Below are 16797 nucleotides of genomic sequence, written 5' to 3'. Positions count from 1 at the left end.
AAATAGCTTATGCTCAAGCATCTTTATCTAAACTCCCGATTGTTCTTCATCCTTTTCATCATCGGGGTTTTATACATCCTTTCGTTTTTCTTCGGCGGGCTTATGCCTTTTGCCCACAGCTTTCTCGCGCTTTTGCTCCTCACTTTTACGGTGGATGCTATGCTCCTTTTTAATCAGAAAAAAGGCATAGAAGCACAGCGAATATTGCCCGAAAAGCTCTCCAATGGAGATGAGAACGCCATACGAATAGACCTTAAAAACAATTATTTCTTCCCGCTCAGCGTACAGGTGATTGATGAAATCCCTTTCCAATTCCAAGTGAGGGATTTTATGATTCAGAAGCGCCTCCCCGCAGGAGGTAGCCGAATGTTTGAATACAAGCTCACCCCAAAGGAGAGGGGAGAATACAGCTTCGGGGCGCTCAATATCTATGCGAGCTCCGTTTTGGGGCTTGTTGCCCGCAGATTTTCCTTCCAGAAAGATGAAAAGCTCCCCAGCTACCCTTCCTTCATCCACCTCAGAAAGTACGAGCTGATGGCGGTTCAGAATGAATTCCTCCTCGGAGGTATCAAGAAAATCCGAAGGCTAGGGCATACAATGGAATTCGAGCAGATAAAAGAATATGTACAGGGTGATGATATCCGCACCATCAACTGGAAGGCGACCAGCAAGCAGAATAAACTGATGGTAAATCAGTATCAGGACGAGAAATCCCAGCGAATCTATATGCTCATAGATAAAGGTCGCACGATGCAGATGCCTTTCAATGGGCTTAGTTTGCTCGATTACTCCATCAATGCTGCGATGGCGCTCTCCCACATTATCCTGAAAAAAGGCGACCGTGCAGGGATGATGACCTTCTCTAAGAAAACCGAAAACCGAATCTCTGCCGAGAGCAAATCTGGGCAGCTCAAGAAAATCTCCGAAGCACTTTATAAGGTGCAGACCAACTTCTTCGAGAGCGATTTCAGCCGCCTCTACCAAGATTTGAAGACCACCATCACCCAGCGCAGCCTGGTGCTCCTTTTTACCAATTTTGAAACCCTCGATGCTGTACAAAGGCAAATGAAATACCTGAGAGGCATCGCCAAGAACCACCTCCTCGTCGTTATCTTTTTTAAGAATTCGGAGCTCCAGAACCTCATTCATTCCCAGCCCGAGACCATACAATCGGTCTATGATGAGATTATCGCCGAGAAGTTTGAGTTTGAAAAAAAGCTCATCATCCAAGAGCTGAGGAAGTACGGCATCTATTCCGTTTATACCCTTCCAGAGAACCTCAGCATAGATGCCATCAACAAGTATTTAGAAATCAAAGCGAGAGGAATACTCTAAGCAGAGGATTTTTTTCGATTCGAAAAAACTTCCGAAGTCTCGCGCAAAAAGAAATACCCCTTAGCAGGGGAGGCACCCACTGCGTGGGGAGCACTTATTTTTAAGTGCCTCACTGGCTACAGTGTAAGTGCCCCTCGTGCTAACGAGTGCCTCGCCGGCTACGGCGTGATAAAAATCATGTGGGAAATAATTTGGTTTAAATACAAATTGGGATATTTTTGCACGAAATTTTTAAATAAAATAAATAATGAAGCAATTTTTATTATCGTCTTTGCTCACGGTATCGGTGGCAAGCGTTGCGTTTTCGCAGGATTATGACCCTTATTCCAATGCGGGAATTTCTCCGCAAGACCACAAGTATCTCCTCCAAAAGGAGTGGGAAGAAAATGTAGATGGAAGTAAGTATTATACAGGCTATATCTATAATGATGAGAATACGAGGCTCCTTAAAATAGAGTATTATACTCAAAATGGAGGCAAGAAATACATTTTGGAATATGCCGAATTAGAATACGATGCTAAGGGGAGAATTAAAGCTAAAATCGCCTATCAGCGAGACCCGGAATCTGAAGAAGACCCAGGCTCGGAGGCTATTCCTTTCGTACCAGAATCCAGAATTACTTATACTTATAATGAGGCTACCAACCAGCTTATCAGCCTTTATATAGAGAACTGGAAACCTGATGATGACGGCTCAGGGAAAGGCGAATACCTCCCACACAATAAGTATGAATTAGAATATTCGGAAGGTTTTTCTAAGCCTACTAAAATCAATTATTATATCAGAGTGGCCCAAGGCGGAGATGTGCAGTACCTCTACACAGATACTTATACTTATGTGGAGAAGATTGAGAAAGTACTCACCGTAAAGAGAGATGGTAATAATTTAGATGACAAAATAAAGAACAAGAGAACTTATTATTACCAGGGAGATAACCCTACCACCGGCAAATGTACCCACTATATAGATGAGAAATTTAATGGAACCGACTGGGAAGACTTCCGAAAAGTAGAATATACTTATGATGGGAATGATAATGTTAAAACCCAAGTGAATTCCATAATAAAAAGAGGTGCCTGGACGCTCAACTTCAAGTATGAGTACGACTATGATACCAATAAACTCCACGACGAGGTTTATACCTTTAAGGATTGGACATTTTATGGCGGCCTCGAGGAGGTTTATCAGTCTAAGAATGTTGCCATCAGTAAAAAGGTAAATGATAATTCTGATTACCTCAAGACTTTCTATTGGGAGCAGTCTCCGAATGCTTCTTTCCTCGCTACGACAGACTTTGTTGCTAAGCCTTCGCTTTCCGTTCAGCTGTACCCGAATCCTGTGGTAGATTATTTCAGTCTTCAAGGTTTGGATCATCAGTCTGCAAACCTCTTCATATATGATAGAGCAGGTCGTGTAGTGAAACAAACTACTACCGATTCTGAGGGTAGATACGATGTTCGCGACCTAAAAGCAGGAGTATATTTTGTGGTAGTAAAGGCAGGAGCTCTCTCTAAGAGCATTAAGCTAATTAAGAAATAATCACGGCTTAATTCAGTAGACATATCTTTATTATTAAATAGTCATAGCTTTATTTTAACCTCTGAGGAAAATCTTTCTCAGAGGTTTTTTTGATTGATGCTAAGTGCCCCACCGGCTACGGTGTAATTGCTTGCTCCCTTCTAAATAGTTATCTTTGCTGGCGTAAAAAAAACTTATGGAATTTATAGACCGTTACGAGGAAGTTATAGCACAGGCAGTGCAGAAGTATATGTTTAAAAACCAACCTTCGGAGCTTTATGAACCGATGAATTATATTATCTCCCATAGAGGGAAAAGGCTAAGACCGATAATGGTTCTTATGGCAAATGAGCTCTTTGGCGGAGAGATGAGCAAGGCGATAAAACCAGCGCTTGCCATTGAGTATTTCCATAATTTTACCCTCATCCACGATGATATAATGGATGATGCTCCCCTTAGGAGAAATGTACCTACAATCCATACTTTGCACGGGATTAATACGGCAATCCTCTCAGGAGATGGGCTTCTGCTGAAAGCGTACAGCTTCTTTGAGGACTTGGAACCTAAGCTCTTCAAGGCGTGCGTCAGAATTTTTACCCATACGGGTATCCTCCTCTGCGAGGGGCAGCAGTATGATGTAAATTTTGAAACCCAGAAAGATGTAACCTATGAGGATTATATCCGAATGATTACCTATAAGACGGGTATTCTCGCTGCGGCGGCATTTGAAATCGGAGCCATTATCGCAGGAGCAAATACCGAAGAGGCAAAGGCTATTTTCAACTTTGGGAAGCATATCGGTATTGCTTTTCAGATTAAAGATGATTACCTTGATGTCTTTGGTAATATGGAGCAGTTTGGTAAGAAGCACGCAGGCGATATCTTTGAGAATAAAAAGACCATCCTCTACCTGCTGGCAAGGGAATATGCTACCGCTGAAGAGAAAAACGAACTTGAATTTTGGTATGCCAAAAAGACCAATAATATAGACAAGATTTATGGTGTAGAAAAGATTTTCAGGCGAACGAAAATTGACCAGAAAGTACTTGCCCTTATCCAAAAGCATAATGAAATTGCACAGGGCTATCTTGATAAAATCAATGTTTCTGATGAGAAGAAAAAGCCGTTTATCGAGCTTGCAAATTATTTATTGAAAAGAGAATCTTAAAAAAAATATCAACCACCCAATGCAGTTTAGAACAGAGGTAGAAATTCCCCTCTCTGATAAGAAAATCACTCTTGGAGATTCCTCGTTTTTCATCGGTTCCTGTTTTGCTACAGAGATGGCCAACCTTATGGCAAGTGGGCAGATGAAGACCCTTTGTAATCCTTTTGGGACGATTTTTAATCCGTATTCTATCAACTATGCGCTCAAGCGCCTCCACTCGGGCGAGCCTTATACGGAAGCAGATCTGATAAATTACGGAGGGGCTTTTATCTCATTAGACCATTATTCGGGTTTTAATACGCCTTATGCCCACAAAACCCTTGCGAAAATCAATGAAAAGCTGGAAGAGGCAAACTTTTTCCTACAAAAAACGCAATGGGTTGTTATCACCTACGGCACTTCTTTTATCTACGAGTTTCTTCCGCAGGGCAAGCGGGTTGCCAATTGCCATAAAATTCCTCAAAAGTTCTTTACAAAGAGGTTGCTCACCACTCAGGAAATCATTACTTCAATAAAAGAGAGTATTGAGTTGATAAAGGATATTTGCAAAGCAGAGGTTCAGATACTCTTTTCCCTCTCGCCCGTTCGTCATACCAAAGATGGCTTTCCTGAAAACCAATGGAGCAAAGCGAGGCTGCTTAATGCTCTCCACGAGGCGATAGATGATGAGGTTAATTGCCATTATCTCCCCATTTATGAGCTGATGATGGATGAGCTCCGAGACTATCGCTTCTATAAAGAAGATATGATACACCCCACGCAGCAGGCGGTACATTACATCTTTGAAAAGTTTGGAAATGCGTATTTCTCTGATGAAGTAAAGGCTTTTATCGCTGATAATTTTAAGATTCTTCAATCTCTTAACCATCGCCCGAATGATGAGAAAAGCCCCCAATACATTGAGTTTAGAGAAAGGCTTCGCCAGAAAATTGCCGAGCAGCAGAAGAAAGTAAAGCACAGAATATTCACTCAGTATTAAACCCTAAATCTTATGATAGATACCCATACTCACCTCTATTCAGAGGACTTTGATGCCGATAGAGCAGAGGTGATCCAGAGAGCCTTAGATGCAGGCGTTACCGAGTTTTACCTCCCTGCCATCAATTCTACTACTCATCAAAAAATGCTCAGCTTAGAGGCAGAATACCCACAGGTGAAAGCAATGATAGGCATCCACCCCTGTGAAGTAAAGCCAGAAACTTGGGAGCAGGAGCTCCAAATCGTTGAGGAATATCTAAAACAGAGAGCGTTTCCTGCGATTGGTGAGATTGGGATTGACCTCTATTGGGATAAATCTACGCTGGATATTCAGGTAAAGGCATTTGAAAAGCAAATCGATTGGGCGATAGATTACGATATTCCTATCGTCATTCACGGGCGCGATAGTTTTGATGAGGTCTTTGAGGTCTTGGATAGGAAAAAACATACTAAGCTCAGAGGGATATTCCACTGTTTTGGTGGGAGCCTCGAGCAGGCAAAAAGGGCTATTGAGCTCGGTTTTATGCTGGGGATTGGCGGCGTTGTTACCTTTAAAAATGGGAAGATAGACCAGTACCTTAGCCAGATTCCTATTGAGAATATCGTCTTGGAAACCGATGCCCCCTACCTCGCTCCTGTGCCCAATAGAGGGAAAAGAAACGAAAGTGCTTATCTCAGCTTTATCGCAGGAAAATTGGTTGATATCTACGGCATCAGCTATGAGGAAGTGGATAGGATAACCACCCAAAATGCCAAGCGAATTTTTGAGCCTTCTTCGGCAAAGGTTTAGCAGCGCTTTTATGCTTTCCATTCATTGGTGAAAGAAATAAAATCCTCTACCGATAGCTCTTCCGCTCGTTTTTCGAGGAAAGGATGGCTTTTTAAATGCTCGGGTATGCCGAGTGGTTTCAGCGCATTGGAGAGTTTCTTCCTCCTTTGGTTGAAGCCCGTTTTTACAATACTTTTAAACAGCACCTCATTTCCTTCTAAGCCTTCTTTGGGGTTTCTCTCGAGCCTTATCACACCAGATTTTACTTTTGGAGGAGGGTTAAAGACATTCTCGTGAACCGTGAAGAGGTACTTCACATCGTAGTATGCCTGTACCATCACTGAGACTATTCCGTAGTCTTTCGTTCTCGGCTGTGCTGCCACTCGCTCGGCAACTTCCTTCTGAAACATCCCTACCATTTCGGGGATTTGGCGGTAATGCTCTATAATCTGAAAAAGAATCTGAGACGAAATATTATAAGGGAAATTCCCGATAACCGCTACTTGCTCATCTCCCCAAAAGCTAAAATCCATTTTCAGGAAATCGCCTTTAAAATGTGCATCCGAAAGTGTGGAATAAGTGTCTTTAAGGTAGGAGATAGACTCCTCATCAATCTCTGCAAGGAGCAATCGCTCTGGTTTTGCTAAAAGGTATTTTGTGAGTACGCCCATCCCTGGACCTACTTCCAAAACATAGGTAAATCCCTTTCCCGATAGGCCTTTTACAATCTTCTCTGCAATATTTTCATCCGTCAGAAAGTGCTGACCGAGGTGCTTCTTTGCTTTTACCATTCTCGCCGATTATTTATTTCTGCAAAAGTAAATCTTTTTGGTCAGTAAGAGGCGTCTGGCGTCTGGCTTTTGGCTATTAGCTAAAAACGGCAAACAAATTAAGAGTCTCACTGGCTACGGTGTAATTGCTCCCCACGCGAGTGGGTGCCTGCCCTACTAAGAACTCGGGGTGCCCCGACAGGATAATTGCTTGCCCTGCTAAGGGCTAATTGCTCTCCACGCGAGTGAGTGCCCCACCGGCTACGGTGTAAGTGCTTCCAATGCGAGTGGGTTTTTATTATTTTTTTGTATTTTAGCCAAAATTTTCAACCGATGGCTAAGACAGCAGATGATTTTAATAGAAAGAGGCTTCGTTCGAGCAACATTACGGTGGTTATTTCCATTGCATTGGTGCTCTTTCTTTTGGGGTTGATGGGTTTGATTCTCATCAAGGCTCAGAAGTATTCGGATTATATCAAGGAGCAGCTTGTGGTGAGTGCATATTTTGATAATGATTATGATGAAAAGGATTCTCTTAAAATCAATCAAATGGAGCAGGAGGCTTTGGAGAAGATTCAGCAGCTTCAGCCTGTGAAAAGGGCGAAATATATTAGCCGAGAGATGGCGGTTCAGGAAGCGAAAGCAGGCTTGGGAGTAGATTCGGATGCGCTGTTTGAGAAGCTCATTTATCCGTCATCTGTGGAGGTTACCCTAAAGCCAGAATATATAGACCCTGTTAAGATTAATGCTGCTATTAAGCAGATTTCTGCTGTGAAAGGTATAGTGGAGGTTAAGAACGACAGTACCCTTATGATGGAGGTTTATAATAATTTAGACCGCATTTTGAAGTGGATTTTTGGTTTTTCTCTTCTGTTTTTAGTCCTTGCCATTGTGTTAATTAATAATTCTATTCGCCTTAAAATATTCTCAAAGAGGTTTATCATCAAGACGATGCAGCTCGTAGGAGCAAAGAGGAGATTTATCTTAAAACCATTTGTAAAGGAAGCGGTGGTTTTGGGGTTTATCGGAGCTATTATCGGTACGGCAGCACTCTTTGGTGTGTGGTATTACTTCACATTGCAGATTGGCGAGAGGTATTCTGAGCAGGACATTACTCAGTATTCTTACCTCATCCTCCTTATCTTCTGTATTGGTGTTTTCATTACGGTACTCAGCACTGTAATTGCTACTTGGAGGTTCCTTAGAACGAGCGTAGATGAGCTCTACTATAACTAAAAACGATTTTAATGAGGCATAGGAACGGGTCTTATGTCTCTTTTTCTATTAATATCTTGGTAATGAAAAATGATAAAGCTATTTCCAAAGAGGCTAAGGAGAGCCAAAATCAGGGCTTCTATTTTGGGAGGGAGAATTATAAATGGATGCTGATAGGGCTGGGGCTGATTGCTCTTGGGTTTTTATTAATGCTGGGCAATGATGCCAATACACAACCCGATGGTACGCTTAATCCCAACTATTGGAATGAGGATATTTTCTCTATCAGGCGGATTAGGATTGCGCCTCTGCTCGTTATTTCAGGATTTATCGTGGAGGTTTATGCTATTCTCAAAAAGAAATAATTTATCGTAAAAACAAAAACTGATAATGGATTTACTCAAATCAATTCTCATTGCTATTGTAGAGGGGCTTACCGAATATCTTCCGATTTCTTCCACCGCGCATATGGGCTTTGCTGCAAATATGATGGGAATGGAGGAAACAGAATTTCTCAAGATGTTTCAGGTTTCTATTCAGTTTGGGGCTATTCTCTCTGTGGTAGTGGCTTATTGGAAGAAGTTTTTTGATTTAAACAATCTTCAGCTTTATGTAAAACTCACCTTTGCGGTTATCCCCGCTTTAATTCTCGGCTACCTCTTCGATGATAAAATAGAAGCTGTTTTAGGGAATCAGATTGCCATTTCATCGGCTTTGGTTTTTGGGGGAGTGGTATTGCTTTTTGCCGACTCTTGGTTTAAAAATCCGAAGATAGAAGATGAAAAGCAAATGCCCATTAAAACCGCTGTGGCGATAGGTTTCTGGCAATGTCTCGCAATGATGCCTGGTACCAGCCGCTCCGCAGCATCTATTATTGGGGGGATGGTGCAGGGCGTTACCCGAAAGGCGGCTGCAGAGTTCTCTTTCTTTTTGGCAGTTCCTACAATGCTTGCTGTTACCGTTTATTCGGTTTTTGTAAAAACTTGGGGAAAAGAAACCCCAACTCCTATGAAAGGCTATGAGATGATTCTCTCTTCTTCTGAAAATATTATGGTCTTTATCCTTGGGAATGTAGTGGCATTTGTGGTAGCGCTTATTGCGATTAAAACTTTTATCAGCCTGCTCAATAAATATGGTTTTAAACCTTGGGGCTGGTACAGAATCTTTGTTGGCATCGCTTTATACATTTATTTCTACCTGAAACAACAGGTTTAATGCTTAAAAAATCAAAATGCAGATAGAAGATATACAGGCGGGCAAGGTGCTGTTGGTAGATAAACCATTGGATTGGACGAGCTTTCAGGCAGTGAATAAGATAAAGTTCAAGCTGAAAAGGGAGTTCAAGCTGAGAAAGATAAAAGTAGGGCACGCAGGTACGCTAGACCCTAAGGCTACGGGCTTGCTTATCGTCTGTACGGGTAAAGCTACTAAGCAGATTCCCCTCATCCAAGATGCGGAGAAGGAATATCGTGCAGAGATAAAAATCGGAGTACAAACCGAGTCTTATGATACTGAAAAACCTGAAATCCTTCACCGAGATTATACTCATATTACGGAGGAGAATATCTCTGCTGCATTAGGTAAGTTTATTGGGGAGATAGATCAGCGGCCACCAGTATTCTCTGCGCTTAAAATAGATGGCGAGCGGGCGTATGACCTCGCAAGGGCAGGGCAATCCATAGAGATGAAAACGAGGAAAACAACTATACATTATATAAAGGATGTGGAGATTAGCCTTCCGCTGGTGTCTTTTACTGTTGGTTGTTCTAAGGGTACTTATATCCGCAGTTTGGCTCACGATATCGGTCAGGAGCTCGGGGTGGGGGCATATCTTACTGCTCTTAGGCGCACCAAAATTGGAGCGTATTCAGTAGAGGAAGCGTCATCGGATTATCTAACCAATGATTTCCTTTTCTCCGAAGCAGAGTAGAGCTTTACCTAATTGGGAATGATGTAGAGCTTCATTCTCTGCTCGTATTCTGGTTTTAGTTTAAGGAGTTTCCATATCTTTTTTTCGTCGTTTGTAGAGATACGGTAGTAGATGATTTTATCTGCGGAGTATTTAAAGTACGGGTGGTCTTTTAGCCAGTCTTCTGGTGCATTGAGTAGCGAATATTTCTTTACCGAAGAATCATCGAGGTAACAGGTAGAGATGAGTTTTTCGGTCAATGCTTTATCTATATTATAGGTGTCTAAGATTTGCTTTTTATCGGCAAAGCCACCGAGTTTCCTTCTAAAGCCCAAGTAAGAGCTTGCTGCTCTTTTATCAAACCCGAACTCTATAAGCTGGTCAAAGCTAATCTTATTTAAATCCACTTTTGTGAAATCGGTCTCTGAAATCTGAGCTGGAGCTATGCTTTCAGTTGTATTTTTCTGTGGTTTTAGCCGGATGAAAGGCTTTAATTCTTCAAACTTCTGTTCGGAGATAACGAAACAGTTTCTAATGTCTTCCAGTGTTTTGAAAGCACCACCGAGTTTTTTGTTTTTATAATTAATGATAACAGCAGACTGCTTTTCGGAGAAGCCAAGCTTTTGCCAGTCTTCTTGGCTCAAGTCATTTGGGTCAAAGTTTTGAAGGGTAATCTTCGGTTTTTCATTTTTAGATTTTTGGAAATTTTCGGGAGTTTTTTCGGGTAAGATGAGGTAAGGCGAGAGCTTTTGATAGTTTTCATCACTGATGATGAAACATTCTTTAAACTTCTCTTTGCTCACAAAACTGCCTCCCAAGTAGTCCTTATATTTTAAAATTGCCATTGATTGCTTTTCGGAGAAGCCCATTGCTTCCCAATCTTTTTGGCTGTAGTGGTCAGGGTTGAACCTCCCTTTGATACTCAGCTCTCTTGACCTTTTTTTGTAGGTATTATTGTTGTATTGAATTTTTTCGGGCAGGAGGATGTAGTCCTTCAGTGCGTTGTATTTCTCTTCGGAGAGGGCATAGCATTTCTTGAACTGCTCTTTGGAGCGAAACTCACCGCCCACTATTTCCTTATATTTAAGAATGGTTTGGGTTTGTTTCTCCGTAAAACCGAGCTTTATCCAATCTTCTTTATCCAATTCATTGGGATTAAATTCGGAAAGGTTTTGGGGAATATTTTCAGTCTCAGGGTTAATGAATTTCAGTGCAGGTATCTCAGTCTTTGATGAGTTTTGAAACGCCCAAAAACCAATTTGTAGTAATCCTAGAATGGTAGCAAGACTTATCAGCCAAACTAACTGTTTGAGCCTGACGGAAAGTGATAGTGGTGTTTGCATTTATTGAGGGTTTTATTCGGGTTTATCAACTAGAGATTCTTTCAGTTTGATGAGCTCTGCCCTTACAAAATTGAGCCTATCAATCATAGAGACGGTCTCGGAGAGTTTTGCATTGGTGGTGAGGGCTATCCTCGCGCCGTCGAGTGTATATTCTTTCTCCTTTACGAGGTAGTAGATCATCTTCAGGTTTTTAATGTCCTCTGGAGTAAAGTATCGGTTTCCTTTCCTATTTCTTTTGGGCTGAAGAATAGGGAATTGTTTCTCCCAATAGCGTATAAGCGAGGGATTTACATCAAAGGCTCTGGCCACCTCACCTATGGAGTAGTAGAGTTTATCGGGTAGATTGATATTGAGCATAGCGAAAAATTAACCCTCCAAAAGTAAGAAAAATCTTTTTTGATGTTATAATGAGGGTATTGCTTCTCTGCTTTTACTTTTTCTTATGATTTTTTTTGATGAAAAGCCTGACCAGAATAATACTGCCGATAAGAAAGATGATGATATTTTTCAGTAAGTTTATAGGTAAGTAGCTGAATTATTTATTTTTATCAATATGAAATTCGTAATAGATGGTGAAAGGAAATCCAATTTTAAAGCTATTAAAATCATCATTAGAATATGATGAATAAAGCCAACTGAATAGTAGGCTTAAACAAAACAGTACAATAAAAATTTACGAAAGTAGCTTCATCGCCTCTAAATCTTGTCTTAGCTGTGTGGGGGTTTTAAAGAGAATTCCTTGTAAGCCAAGTGATTTTGCTGTTTTTATATTTGCTTCATTATCATCTATGAAAAGGCTTTCGGAGGGTGATATATTAAACCGCTGAAAGAGGAGCTGAAAGATTTTTGGGTCAGGTTTGATGAGTTTTTCTCTGCCAGAAACTAAAATTCCACGAAATTCTTTGAAGAAATCAAACCGCTGGAAGGCAAAATCTATGGTCTCAGCTGACCAATTTGTAAGTCCGTAGAGGGTGTAGTGAGCCTTTAATTCGTGGAGAATCTGTACTGTGCCGTGTATTTCATCTTTTAGCATTTCTTCCCATTTGTCCCAGTATAGGGCAATTTTATCGGCATAGCTAGGGTACTGCTTTTGGAGGAGGGCTATGGCTTCTGCAAAGGGGCGGCCTCTATCTTGCTCGGCATTCCACTCATCATTACAGATATTTTTAAGGAAAAACTCCATTTCTTCCTCCGTCTGGAAGTGTTTTCTGTACATATATCGAGGGTTCCAGTCTACGAGCACTCCTCCGAAATCAAAGATAATATTCTTCATAGTTTTCTATTTTATTCTGGTAAAATTAAGAATTGCTGAGAAAAGCCTCCTCAGCACTTTTGGGTATTTTTTAGTTAATTATTAATTCGCGGGTTTGTAAGAATCTTTTAGGGTAACGGTTCGGTTAAACACCAATTTTTCTTCCGTGCTGTCCTCATCTTTGGTAAAGTAGCCTATTCGCTGAAATTGGAGCGGCTCGCCTACTTTCACTTCTTTAAGTGCTGGTTCTGCATAGGCAGTCACCACTTTCAGAGATTCAGGGTTTATAAACTCTAGGAAGTCAGTTTCCTTTTCTGCATCTGGCTGTTCGGTAGTGAAAAGTCTGTCATAGACTCTCGCTTCCACAGGCAGGGCGTGATTTGCAGAAACCCAGTGCAGTGTTCCTTTTACTTTTCTTAGACTTTCTTCTGTGCCACTTCCAGACTTGGATTTCTCGTCATAGGTAGCGTAGATGGTCGTTATATTGCCTTGCTCATCTTTCTCTACCCTTTCTGCTTTGATGATGTAGGCAGATTTAAGCCTTACCTCGCCACCGAGTTTCAATCGGAAGAATTTCTTATCGGCTTCTTCTTTAAAGTCCTCTCTTTCTATATAAATCTCTCGGGAGAAAGGTACTTGCCTTGTTCCAGCGTTCTCGTCTTCGGGGTTGTTTTCTGTTTCTACCCATTCGGCTTTTCCTTCTGGGTAGTTTTCTATGATGAGCTTGATGGGGTTCATTACGACCATCATTCTTTTTGCCACTTTGTTGAGGTCTTCCCTTACGCAGAACTCCAATAGTTGGATGTCTATCAGGTTTTCTCTTTTTGCTACACCTACCCGCTCGATAAAGTTTCGGATGGAAGCCGGTGTATAGCCCTTGCGTCTAAGTCCAGAGACGGTAGGCATTCGCGGGTCGTCCCAGCCTGTAACCACTCCTTCTGCCACCAGTCTTTGGAGCTTTCTTTTAGAAGTAATCATATAGGTTACATTCATTCGGGCAAATTCACGCTGTTTGTTTCGGACATTTCCTTCGGTATATACTTGGTCTAAGTACCAATCGTAGAGCGGACGGTGGTTTTCAAACTCCAAAGAGCAAAGCGAGTGGGAGATTTGTTCTATATAATCGCTCTCGCCGTGTGCCCAGTCGTACATAGGATAGATTTTCCAGCTTGTGCCCGTCCTGTGGTGAGGCCTCTTCAAGATACGATACATCACAGGGTCTCTCATATTCATATTGGGAGAGGTCATATCTATTTTTGCACGGAGAGACATTGCCCCTTCTTCAAACTCTCCCTTCTTCATTCGCTCAAAAAGGTCGAGAGACTCCTCGATAGGGCGGTTTCTGTACGGAGATTCTATACCAGGTTCTGTAGGGTTTTTCCTTTGTTCGGTAATGAGTTCAGAGGGTTGCTCATCTACATAGGCTTTCCCTTCTTTTATGAGCCTTACTGCCCAGTCATAAAGCTGCTGGAAGTAATCCGAAGCGTAGAGCTCCTTATCCCACTTAAAGCCGAGCCATTCTACATCTTTCTTTATGGAATCTACAAACTCCTGCTCTTCTTTTTCTGGGTTGGTATCATCGAAGCGGAGGTTTACGGGAGCGTTATATTTTTCACCCAAACCAAAGTTGATACAAATAGCCTTCGTATGCCCGATATGCAGATAGCCATTAGGTTCTGGTGGGAAACGAAAACGGATTTTATCAGGGCTAAGCCCGTTTGCTACATCTTCTTCTATGATTTGCTCAATGAAATTGAGGGATTTTTTTTCTTCGTCCATATTCTAAAAATAAGAGTACAAATATAGTAAATTAGGGGGTATTATTCTTTATCAGGTAGATGTCTTTCACTCTTATTTATAGCTTTACTAAAATTCAATATTGTACCTTTAACAGGTTAGCCAGTGTTTTGTTGAGCATAAAATATTCTTTACTTTTGCTTCCTTAAAACTGTAAAAAAGAAGGAATACCATAAATACAATTAGTCGTTTTTCATTATTTGTATTTGGCATTAATATTATGGAGAAATAAAAGAAGAAAGTCTCAAAAGCTGACCTCTATTTTGAGATGAATACTAATAAAAACTAATAACAACAAGTCCCTTTTTAGAGGTCGGGGGACGAATATTTTATTATGATAGTAAGAAATTTTTTTCAGAAATCAGGAGTATTAGCCTTTATTGGCTTTGGAGTAACATTAGCAGCGCAACAGCAGTATGAAGGTAGAGTAGGGATAAATACTGAAACACCATCCGCTACACTTAATGTAAAAGCAAAAGGTAATACGAGTAAAGTATTGGAGGTAAATAATAAAGATTCCAACAAACTTCTAACTGTAAATTCGGATGGAAAAGTTGGAATTGGAACAGATACTCCAAGAGAATCAATAACAGTAGAAGATGGTCATATGCTTCTAAAAAAAGGTTACTTTATGTCCGAAGACAAAACTAATGAAGGGGGAGCTTTATACCTTACCAATACGATTAAGAATGGTACAGCTATTAAGACTTGGGCACTTTATAATATGACCAATACTAAGCCAGGAGTAACCGATGAATATCAAAAATATTTACCAGGCTTACACTTTTGGGCTTATCAAGGAGGAGGAACAAATCAGGGAAGTCAGATGATTATTGCTGATAATGGAAATGTAGGTATAGGCAATAGATATGGTAAGACAGTCCCAAGCCATAAATTAACAGTAGATGGTGATGTTAAGATTACAGGCTTAGCAAAAAAAAACAGGGGAGTTCGCTTTGTAGTTGTAGATAGTGATGGTGTTTTAAAAGTAAGTAATGTAAAGGGGCAAGCTTCGAATAAACAAGCTGAAAATAGCGCAGTATACAAAAGTGTACGAACTACAAGTGATAGCCGTATTATAATAGAAGAAGGGGATTATATGATTAAGTATACAGGCTCTGCTTCGGCTACGCTTGGTAAGCTGCCTTCGGCTAAAGATGATAAAGGTAGAGAGCTTTGTTTCTTCTCTAAAAACGCTACTATCTCTACGGGTGCACTTGGTAAAAGCACAATAGAAGCAGGAGAAAGCAAATGTATTATCTCGGATGGGGAAGAATGGATTACTAAATAAATTTTGCTTTGTATATAAAAAGAGCTGCTGACAAAGTCGGTAGCTCTTTTTCTGTTTGATAAAATTTTATTCTTCTCAAGATAGAGTATTCATAATTTTTTAGTACTAAGCCGAGAATTTGAAGTTTATACTCATTACTAAAAGCCAACAGTCAGTTTCTGAAAAAACTCAGTCAGTTTTTGAAAAAAGGCAGTCAGTTTTTTGAAAAACTCAGTCAGTTTTTTTACCTCCTCTGTGAGTTTTGGAAATCAATAACTTACAAAGGTGAAATTTTATACTTTTTGAGGCTTGTTTTTGAGGATATCATCCTCTTTTTTTACCATCCACTGCCTACTGCACCGTAGCCAGTGGGGCAGCCACAGCATGACAGACACACCGTAGCCGGTGAGGCTTAGCCAAAAGCTAGTAGCCAATTAGCCAACAGCACAAAGCTTAGCGTTTAAACCTAAGTTTATCCCCTTTTAAAATCAATGGTGTTGGGAAGTTATTGGTGAAGAGTGAGCCCGTGCCAAGCCCTTGTGGGATTTTTGGGTACTTGGAGTAGGTGTATTGAGCTATGGCATTGAGTCCGATATTGCTTTCAAGGGCGGAGGTAATCCACCAGCCGATATTCCTTTCTTCTGCGAGGGAGATCCATTCGTCCGTTCCTGAAAATCCACCTACGAGTGAGGGTTTTAGAATGATGTATTGAGGGGATATAGTATTGAGAAGCTGAATTTTTTTGTCGAGGTCTATTATCCCGATAAGCTCTTCATCGAGGGCAATGGAAGTGGGAGTTTGCTGGCATAGCTGGCGCATTTGTTCCCAGTTTCCTGCTTTTATGGGCTGTTCTATGGAGTGTATTCCTAAGCTGTGTAGGGCATTTAGAACTTCGGTAGCTTGCTGCAGGGTGAAGGCACCATTGGCATCTACACGGAGCTCCAGAACTTCTTTAGGATAGGCTTTTCTTAGCTCAGAGAGTACAGCTTTTTCCTGCTCCCAATCAACGCCTATTTTGAGTTTTATGCAGTCAAAGTTCTGGCTGAGCTTTTCCTGTATCTGCTCTTTCATAAAATCTACACTGCCCATCCAGATAAGCCCATTAATCTTTATGGAATCAATCCCTTTGGTAAAGTCATTTTCAAAATAGCGGTCGGCACCGAGCGATAGGTTATTCATCGCTTGTTCATAGCCAAACCAGAGAGAAGGGTAGTGGAGGAGCTCGTGTTTCAGGCTTTCTCTATCTTGGTTGATGTTCTGGCAGAGCCAATTCAGTTTTTCCTCATAGTCAGGAGTATCATCATAGCTTAACCCTCGGAACAGGGCACATTCGCCTATGCCTTTTTTATCGCCATCGGATATTTCTAAGATATAGGTTTCTTTCTGTGTGAGGATACCTCTTGAGGTGCCTGCTGGGCGTTTGAAATTGAGGATATATTTAGAGAAACGGGCTTTCATCGTTTGAAATTTTA

At 41.1% G+C, this 16797-nt stretch carries 16 protein-coding genes; 10 read left to right on the top strand and 6 right to left on the bottom strand.

Annotated features, from left to right (window positions below; translation table 11 throughout):
* Nucleotides 1-9: 9 nt before the first annotated feature.
* The 5 genes from D8991_RS07550 (at nt 10) to D8991_RS07530 (ending at nt 5790) form a co-directional block, all read left to right on the top strand.
* Nucleotides 10-1335: a DUF58 domain-containing protein gene (locus tag D8991_RS07550; protein WP_120489521.1), complete on the top strand. Its 1326-nt coding sequence runs from the start codon at nt 10-12 to the stop codon at nt 1333-1335.
* A 247-nt stretch (nt 1336-1582) separates the two neighbouring features.
* Nucleotides 1583-2875 carry a T9SS type A sorting domain-containing protein gene (locus D8991_RS07545; protein ID WP_120489520.1) on the top strand — a complete coding sequence of 431 codons (1293 nt, stop codon included), beginning with the start codon at nt 1583-1585 and terminating at the stop codon, nt 2873-2875.
* 175 nt (nt 2876-3050) lie between these two features.
* Nucleotides 3051-4022: a polyprenyl synthetase family protein gene (locus D8991_RS07540; RefSeq protein WP_120489519.1), complete on the top strand. Its 972-nt coding sequence runs from the start codon at nt 3051-3053 to the stop codon at nt 4020-4022.
* 19 nt (nt 4023-4041) lie between these two features.
* Entirely contained in the window at nt 4042-5001 is a 960-nt protein-coding gene (locus D8991_RS07535) for a GSCFA domain-containing protein (RefSeq protein WP_120489518.1), read from the top strand.
* Between the two features lie 12 nt (nt 5002-5013).
* Complete coding sequence (locus D8991_RS07530; protein ID WP_120489517.1) at nt 5014-5790, top strand: TatD family hydrolase; 777 nt, start codon at nt 5014-5016, stop codon at nt 5788-5790.
* 8 nt (nt 5791-5798) lie between these two features.
* Here the strand turns inward: D8991_RS07530 and rsmA are convergent, their stop codons facing one another.
* Entirely contained in the window at nt 5799-6560 is a 762-nt protein-coding gene (rsmA, locus tag D8991_RS07525; RefSeq protein WP_120489516.1) for a 16S rRNA (adenine(1518)-N(6)/adenine(1519)-N(6))-dimethyltransferase RsmA, read from the bottom strand.
* 312 nt (nt 6561-6872) lie between these two features.
* Between rsmA and D8991_RS07520 the strand changes: the two genes are divergently transcribed.
* The 4 genes from D8991_RS07520 (at nt 6873) to truB (ending at nt 9684) form a co-directional block, all read left to right on the top strand.
* On the top strand, nt 6873-7775 hold the full coding sequence (locus tag D8991_RS07520) for a cell division protein FtsX (RefSeq protein WP_120489515.1): 903 nt from the start codon (nt 6873-6875) through the stop codon (nt 7773-7775).
* A 62-nt stretch (nt 7776-7837) separates the two neighbouring features.
* Nucleotides 7838-8119 (top strand): DUF3098 domain-containing protein, encoded by a 282-nt coding sequence (locus tag D8991_RS07515; protein ID WP_120489514.1) that lies wholly within the window; start codon nt 7838-7840, stop codon nt 8117-8119.
* A 25-nt stretch (nt 8120-8144) separates the two neighbouring features.
* Entirely contained in the window at nt 8145-8969 is an 825-nt protein-coding gene (locus D8991_RS07510; RefSeq protein ID WP_120489513.1) for an undecaprenyl-diphosphate phosphatase, read from the top strand.
* Nucleotides 8970-8985: 16 nt separating this feature from the next.
* On the top strand, nt 8986-9684 hold the full coding sequence (truB, locus tag D8991_RS07505; protein ID WP_120489512.1) for a tRNA pseudouridine(55) synthase TruB: 699 nt from the start codon (nt 8986-8988) through the stop codon (nt 9682-9684).
* 8 nt (nt 9685-9692) lie between these two features.
* On the opposite strand, the gene D8991_RS07500 is transcribed toward truB, so the two are convergent.
* The 4 genes from D8991_RS07500 to D8991_RS07485 all read right to left on the bottom strand — a co-directional run bounded on the left by D8991_RS07500 (nt 9693) and on the right by D8991_RS07485 (nt 14037).
* Entirely contained in the window at nt 9693-11006 is a 1314-nt protein-coding gene (locus tag D8991_RS07500; RefSeq protein ID WP_120489511.1) for a helix-hairpin-helix domain-containing protein, read from the bottom strand.
* A 12-nt stretch (nt 11007-11018) separates the two neighbouring features.
* Nucleotides 11019-11363, bottom strand: coding sequence for a MerR family transcriptional regulator (locus D8991_RS07495; protein WP_120489510.1), 345 nt, complete (start codon nt 11361-11363; stop codon nt 11019-11021).
* Nucleotides 11364-11679: 316 nt separating this feature from the next.
* On the bottom strand, nt 11680-12279 hold the full coding sequence (locus tag D8991_RS07490; RefSeq protein WP_120489509.1) for an HAD family hydrolase: 600 nt from the start codon (nt 12277-12279) through the stop codon (nt 11680-11682).
* Nucleotides 12280-12360: 81 nt separating this feature from the next.
* Entirely contained in the window at nt 12361-14037 is a 1677-nt protein-coding gene (locus D8991_RS07485; protein ID WP_120489508.1) for a glutamine--tRNA ligase/YqeY domain fusion protein, read from the bottom strand.
* Nucleotides 14038-14389: 352 nt separating this feature from the next.
* Between D8991_RS07485 and D8991_RS07480 the strand changes: the two genes are divergently transcribed.
* Nucleotides 14390-15346: a hypothetical protein gene (locus D8991_RS07480; protein WP_120489507.1), complete on the top strand. Its 957-nt coding sequence runs from the start codon at nt 14390-14392 to the stop codon at nt 15344-15346.
* 432 nt (nt 15347-15778) lie between these two features.
* On the opposite strand, the gene D8991_RS07475 is transcribed toward D8991_RS07480, so the two are convergent.
* The gene (locus tag D8991_RS07475) at nt 15779-16783 is read right to left on the bottom strand and encodes an o-succinylbenzoate synthase (RefSeq protein ID WP_120489506.1); all 1005 of its coding nucleotides are present in this window, start codon (nt 16781-16783) and stop codon (nt 15779-15781) included.
* Between the last annotated feature and the right edge of the window lie 14 nt (nt 16784-16797).

The organism is Bergeyella cardium (assembly GCF_003614945.1).
Classification (GTDB): domain Bacteria; phylum Bacteroidota; class Bacteroidia; order Flavobacteriales; family Weeksellaceae; genus Bergeyella_A; species Bergeyella_A cardium.
Note: the sequence above shows the minus strand (reverse complement) of the source record. Positions and strands in the feature narration are given on the sequence as shown.

What these genes read in the sequence shown, in the direction of transcription:
- D8991_RS07510 (WP_120489513.1), top strand. Translation starts at nt 8,145, where the DNA reads ATGGATTTACTCAAATCAATTCTCATTGCTATTGTAGAGGGGCTTACC.
- D8991_RS07480 (WP_120489507.1), top strand. Translation starts at nt 14,390, where the DNA reads ATGATAGTAAGAAATTTTTTTCAGAAATCAGGAGTATTAGCCTTTATT.
- D8991_RS07500 (WP_120489511.1), bottom strand. Translation starts at nt 11,006, where the DNA reads ATGCAAACACCACTATCACTTTCCGTCAGGCTCAAACAGTTAGTTTGG.
- D8991_RS07540 (WP_120489519.1), top strand. Translation starts at nt 3,051, where the DNA reads ATGGAATTTATAGACCGTTACGAGGAAGTTATAGCACAGGCAGTGCAG.
- truB (WP_120489512.1), top strand. Translation starts at nt 8,986, where the DNA reads ATGCAGATAGAAGATATACAGGCGGGCAAGGTGCTGTTGGTAGATAAA.
- D8991_RS07520 (WP_120489515.1), top strand. Translation starts at nt 6,873, where the DNA reads ATGGCTAAGACAGCAGATGATTTTAATAGAAAGAGGCTTCGTTCGAGC.
- D8991_RS07490 (WP_120489509.1), bottom strand. Translation starts at nt 12,279, where the DNA reads ATGAAGAATATTATCTTTGATTTCGGAGGAGTGCTCGTAGACTGGAAC.
- D8991_RS07535 (WP_120489518.1), top strand. Translation starts at nt 4,042, where the DNA reads ATGCAGTTTAGAACAGAGGTAGAAATTCCCCTCTCTGATAAGAAAATC.
- D8991_RS07475 (WP_120489506.1), bottom strand. Translation starts at nt 16,783, where the DNA reads ATGAAAGCCCGTTTCTCTAAATATATCCTCAATTTCAAACGCCCAGCA.
- D8991_RS07495 (WP_120489510.1), bottom strand. Translation starts at nt 11,363, where the DNA reads ATGCTCAATATCAATCTACCCGATAAACTCTACTACTCCATAGGTGAG.
- D8991_RS07515 (WP_120489514.1), top strand. Translation starts at nt 7,838, where the DNA reads ATGAAAAATGATAAAGCTATTTCCAAAGAGGCTAAGGAGAGCCAAAAT.
- D8991_RS07550 (WP_120489521.1), top strand. Translation starts at nt 10, where the DNA reads ATGCTCAAGCATCTTTATCTAAACTCCCGATTGTTCTTCATCCTTTTC.
- rsmA (WP_120489516.1), bottom strand. Translation starts at nt 6,560, where the DNA reads ATGGTAAAAGCAAAGAAGCACCTCGGTCAGCACTTTCTGACGGATGAA.
- D8991_RS07485 (WP_120489508.1), bottom strand. Translation starts at nt 14,037, where the DNA reads ATGGACGAAGAAAAAAAATCCCTCAATTTCATTGAGCAAATCATAGAA.
- D8991_RS07530 (WP_120489517.1), top strand. Translation starts at nt 5,014, where the DNA reads ATGATAGATACCCATACTCACCTCTATTCAGAGGACTTTGATGCCGAT.
- D8991_RS07545 (WP_120489520.1), top strand. Translation starts at nt 1,583, where the DNA reads ATGAAGCAATTTTTATTATCGTCTTTGCTCACGGTATCGGTGGCAAGC.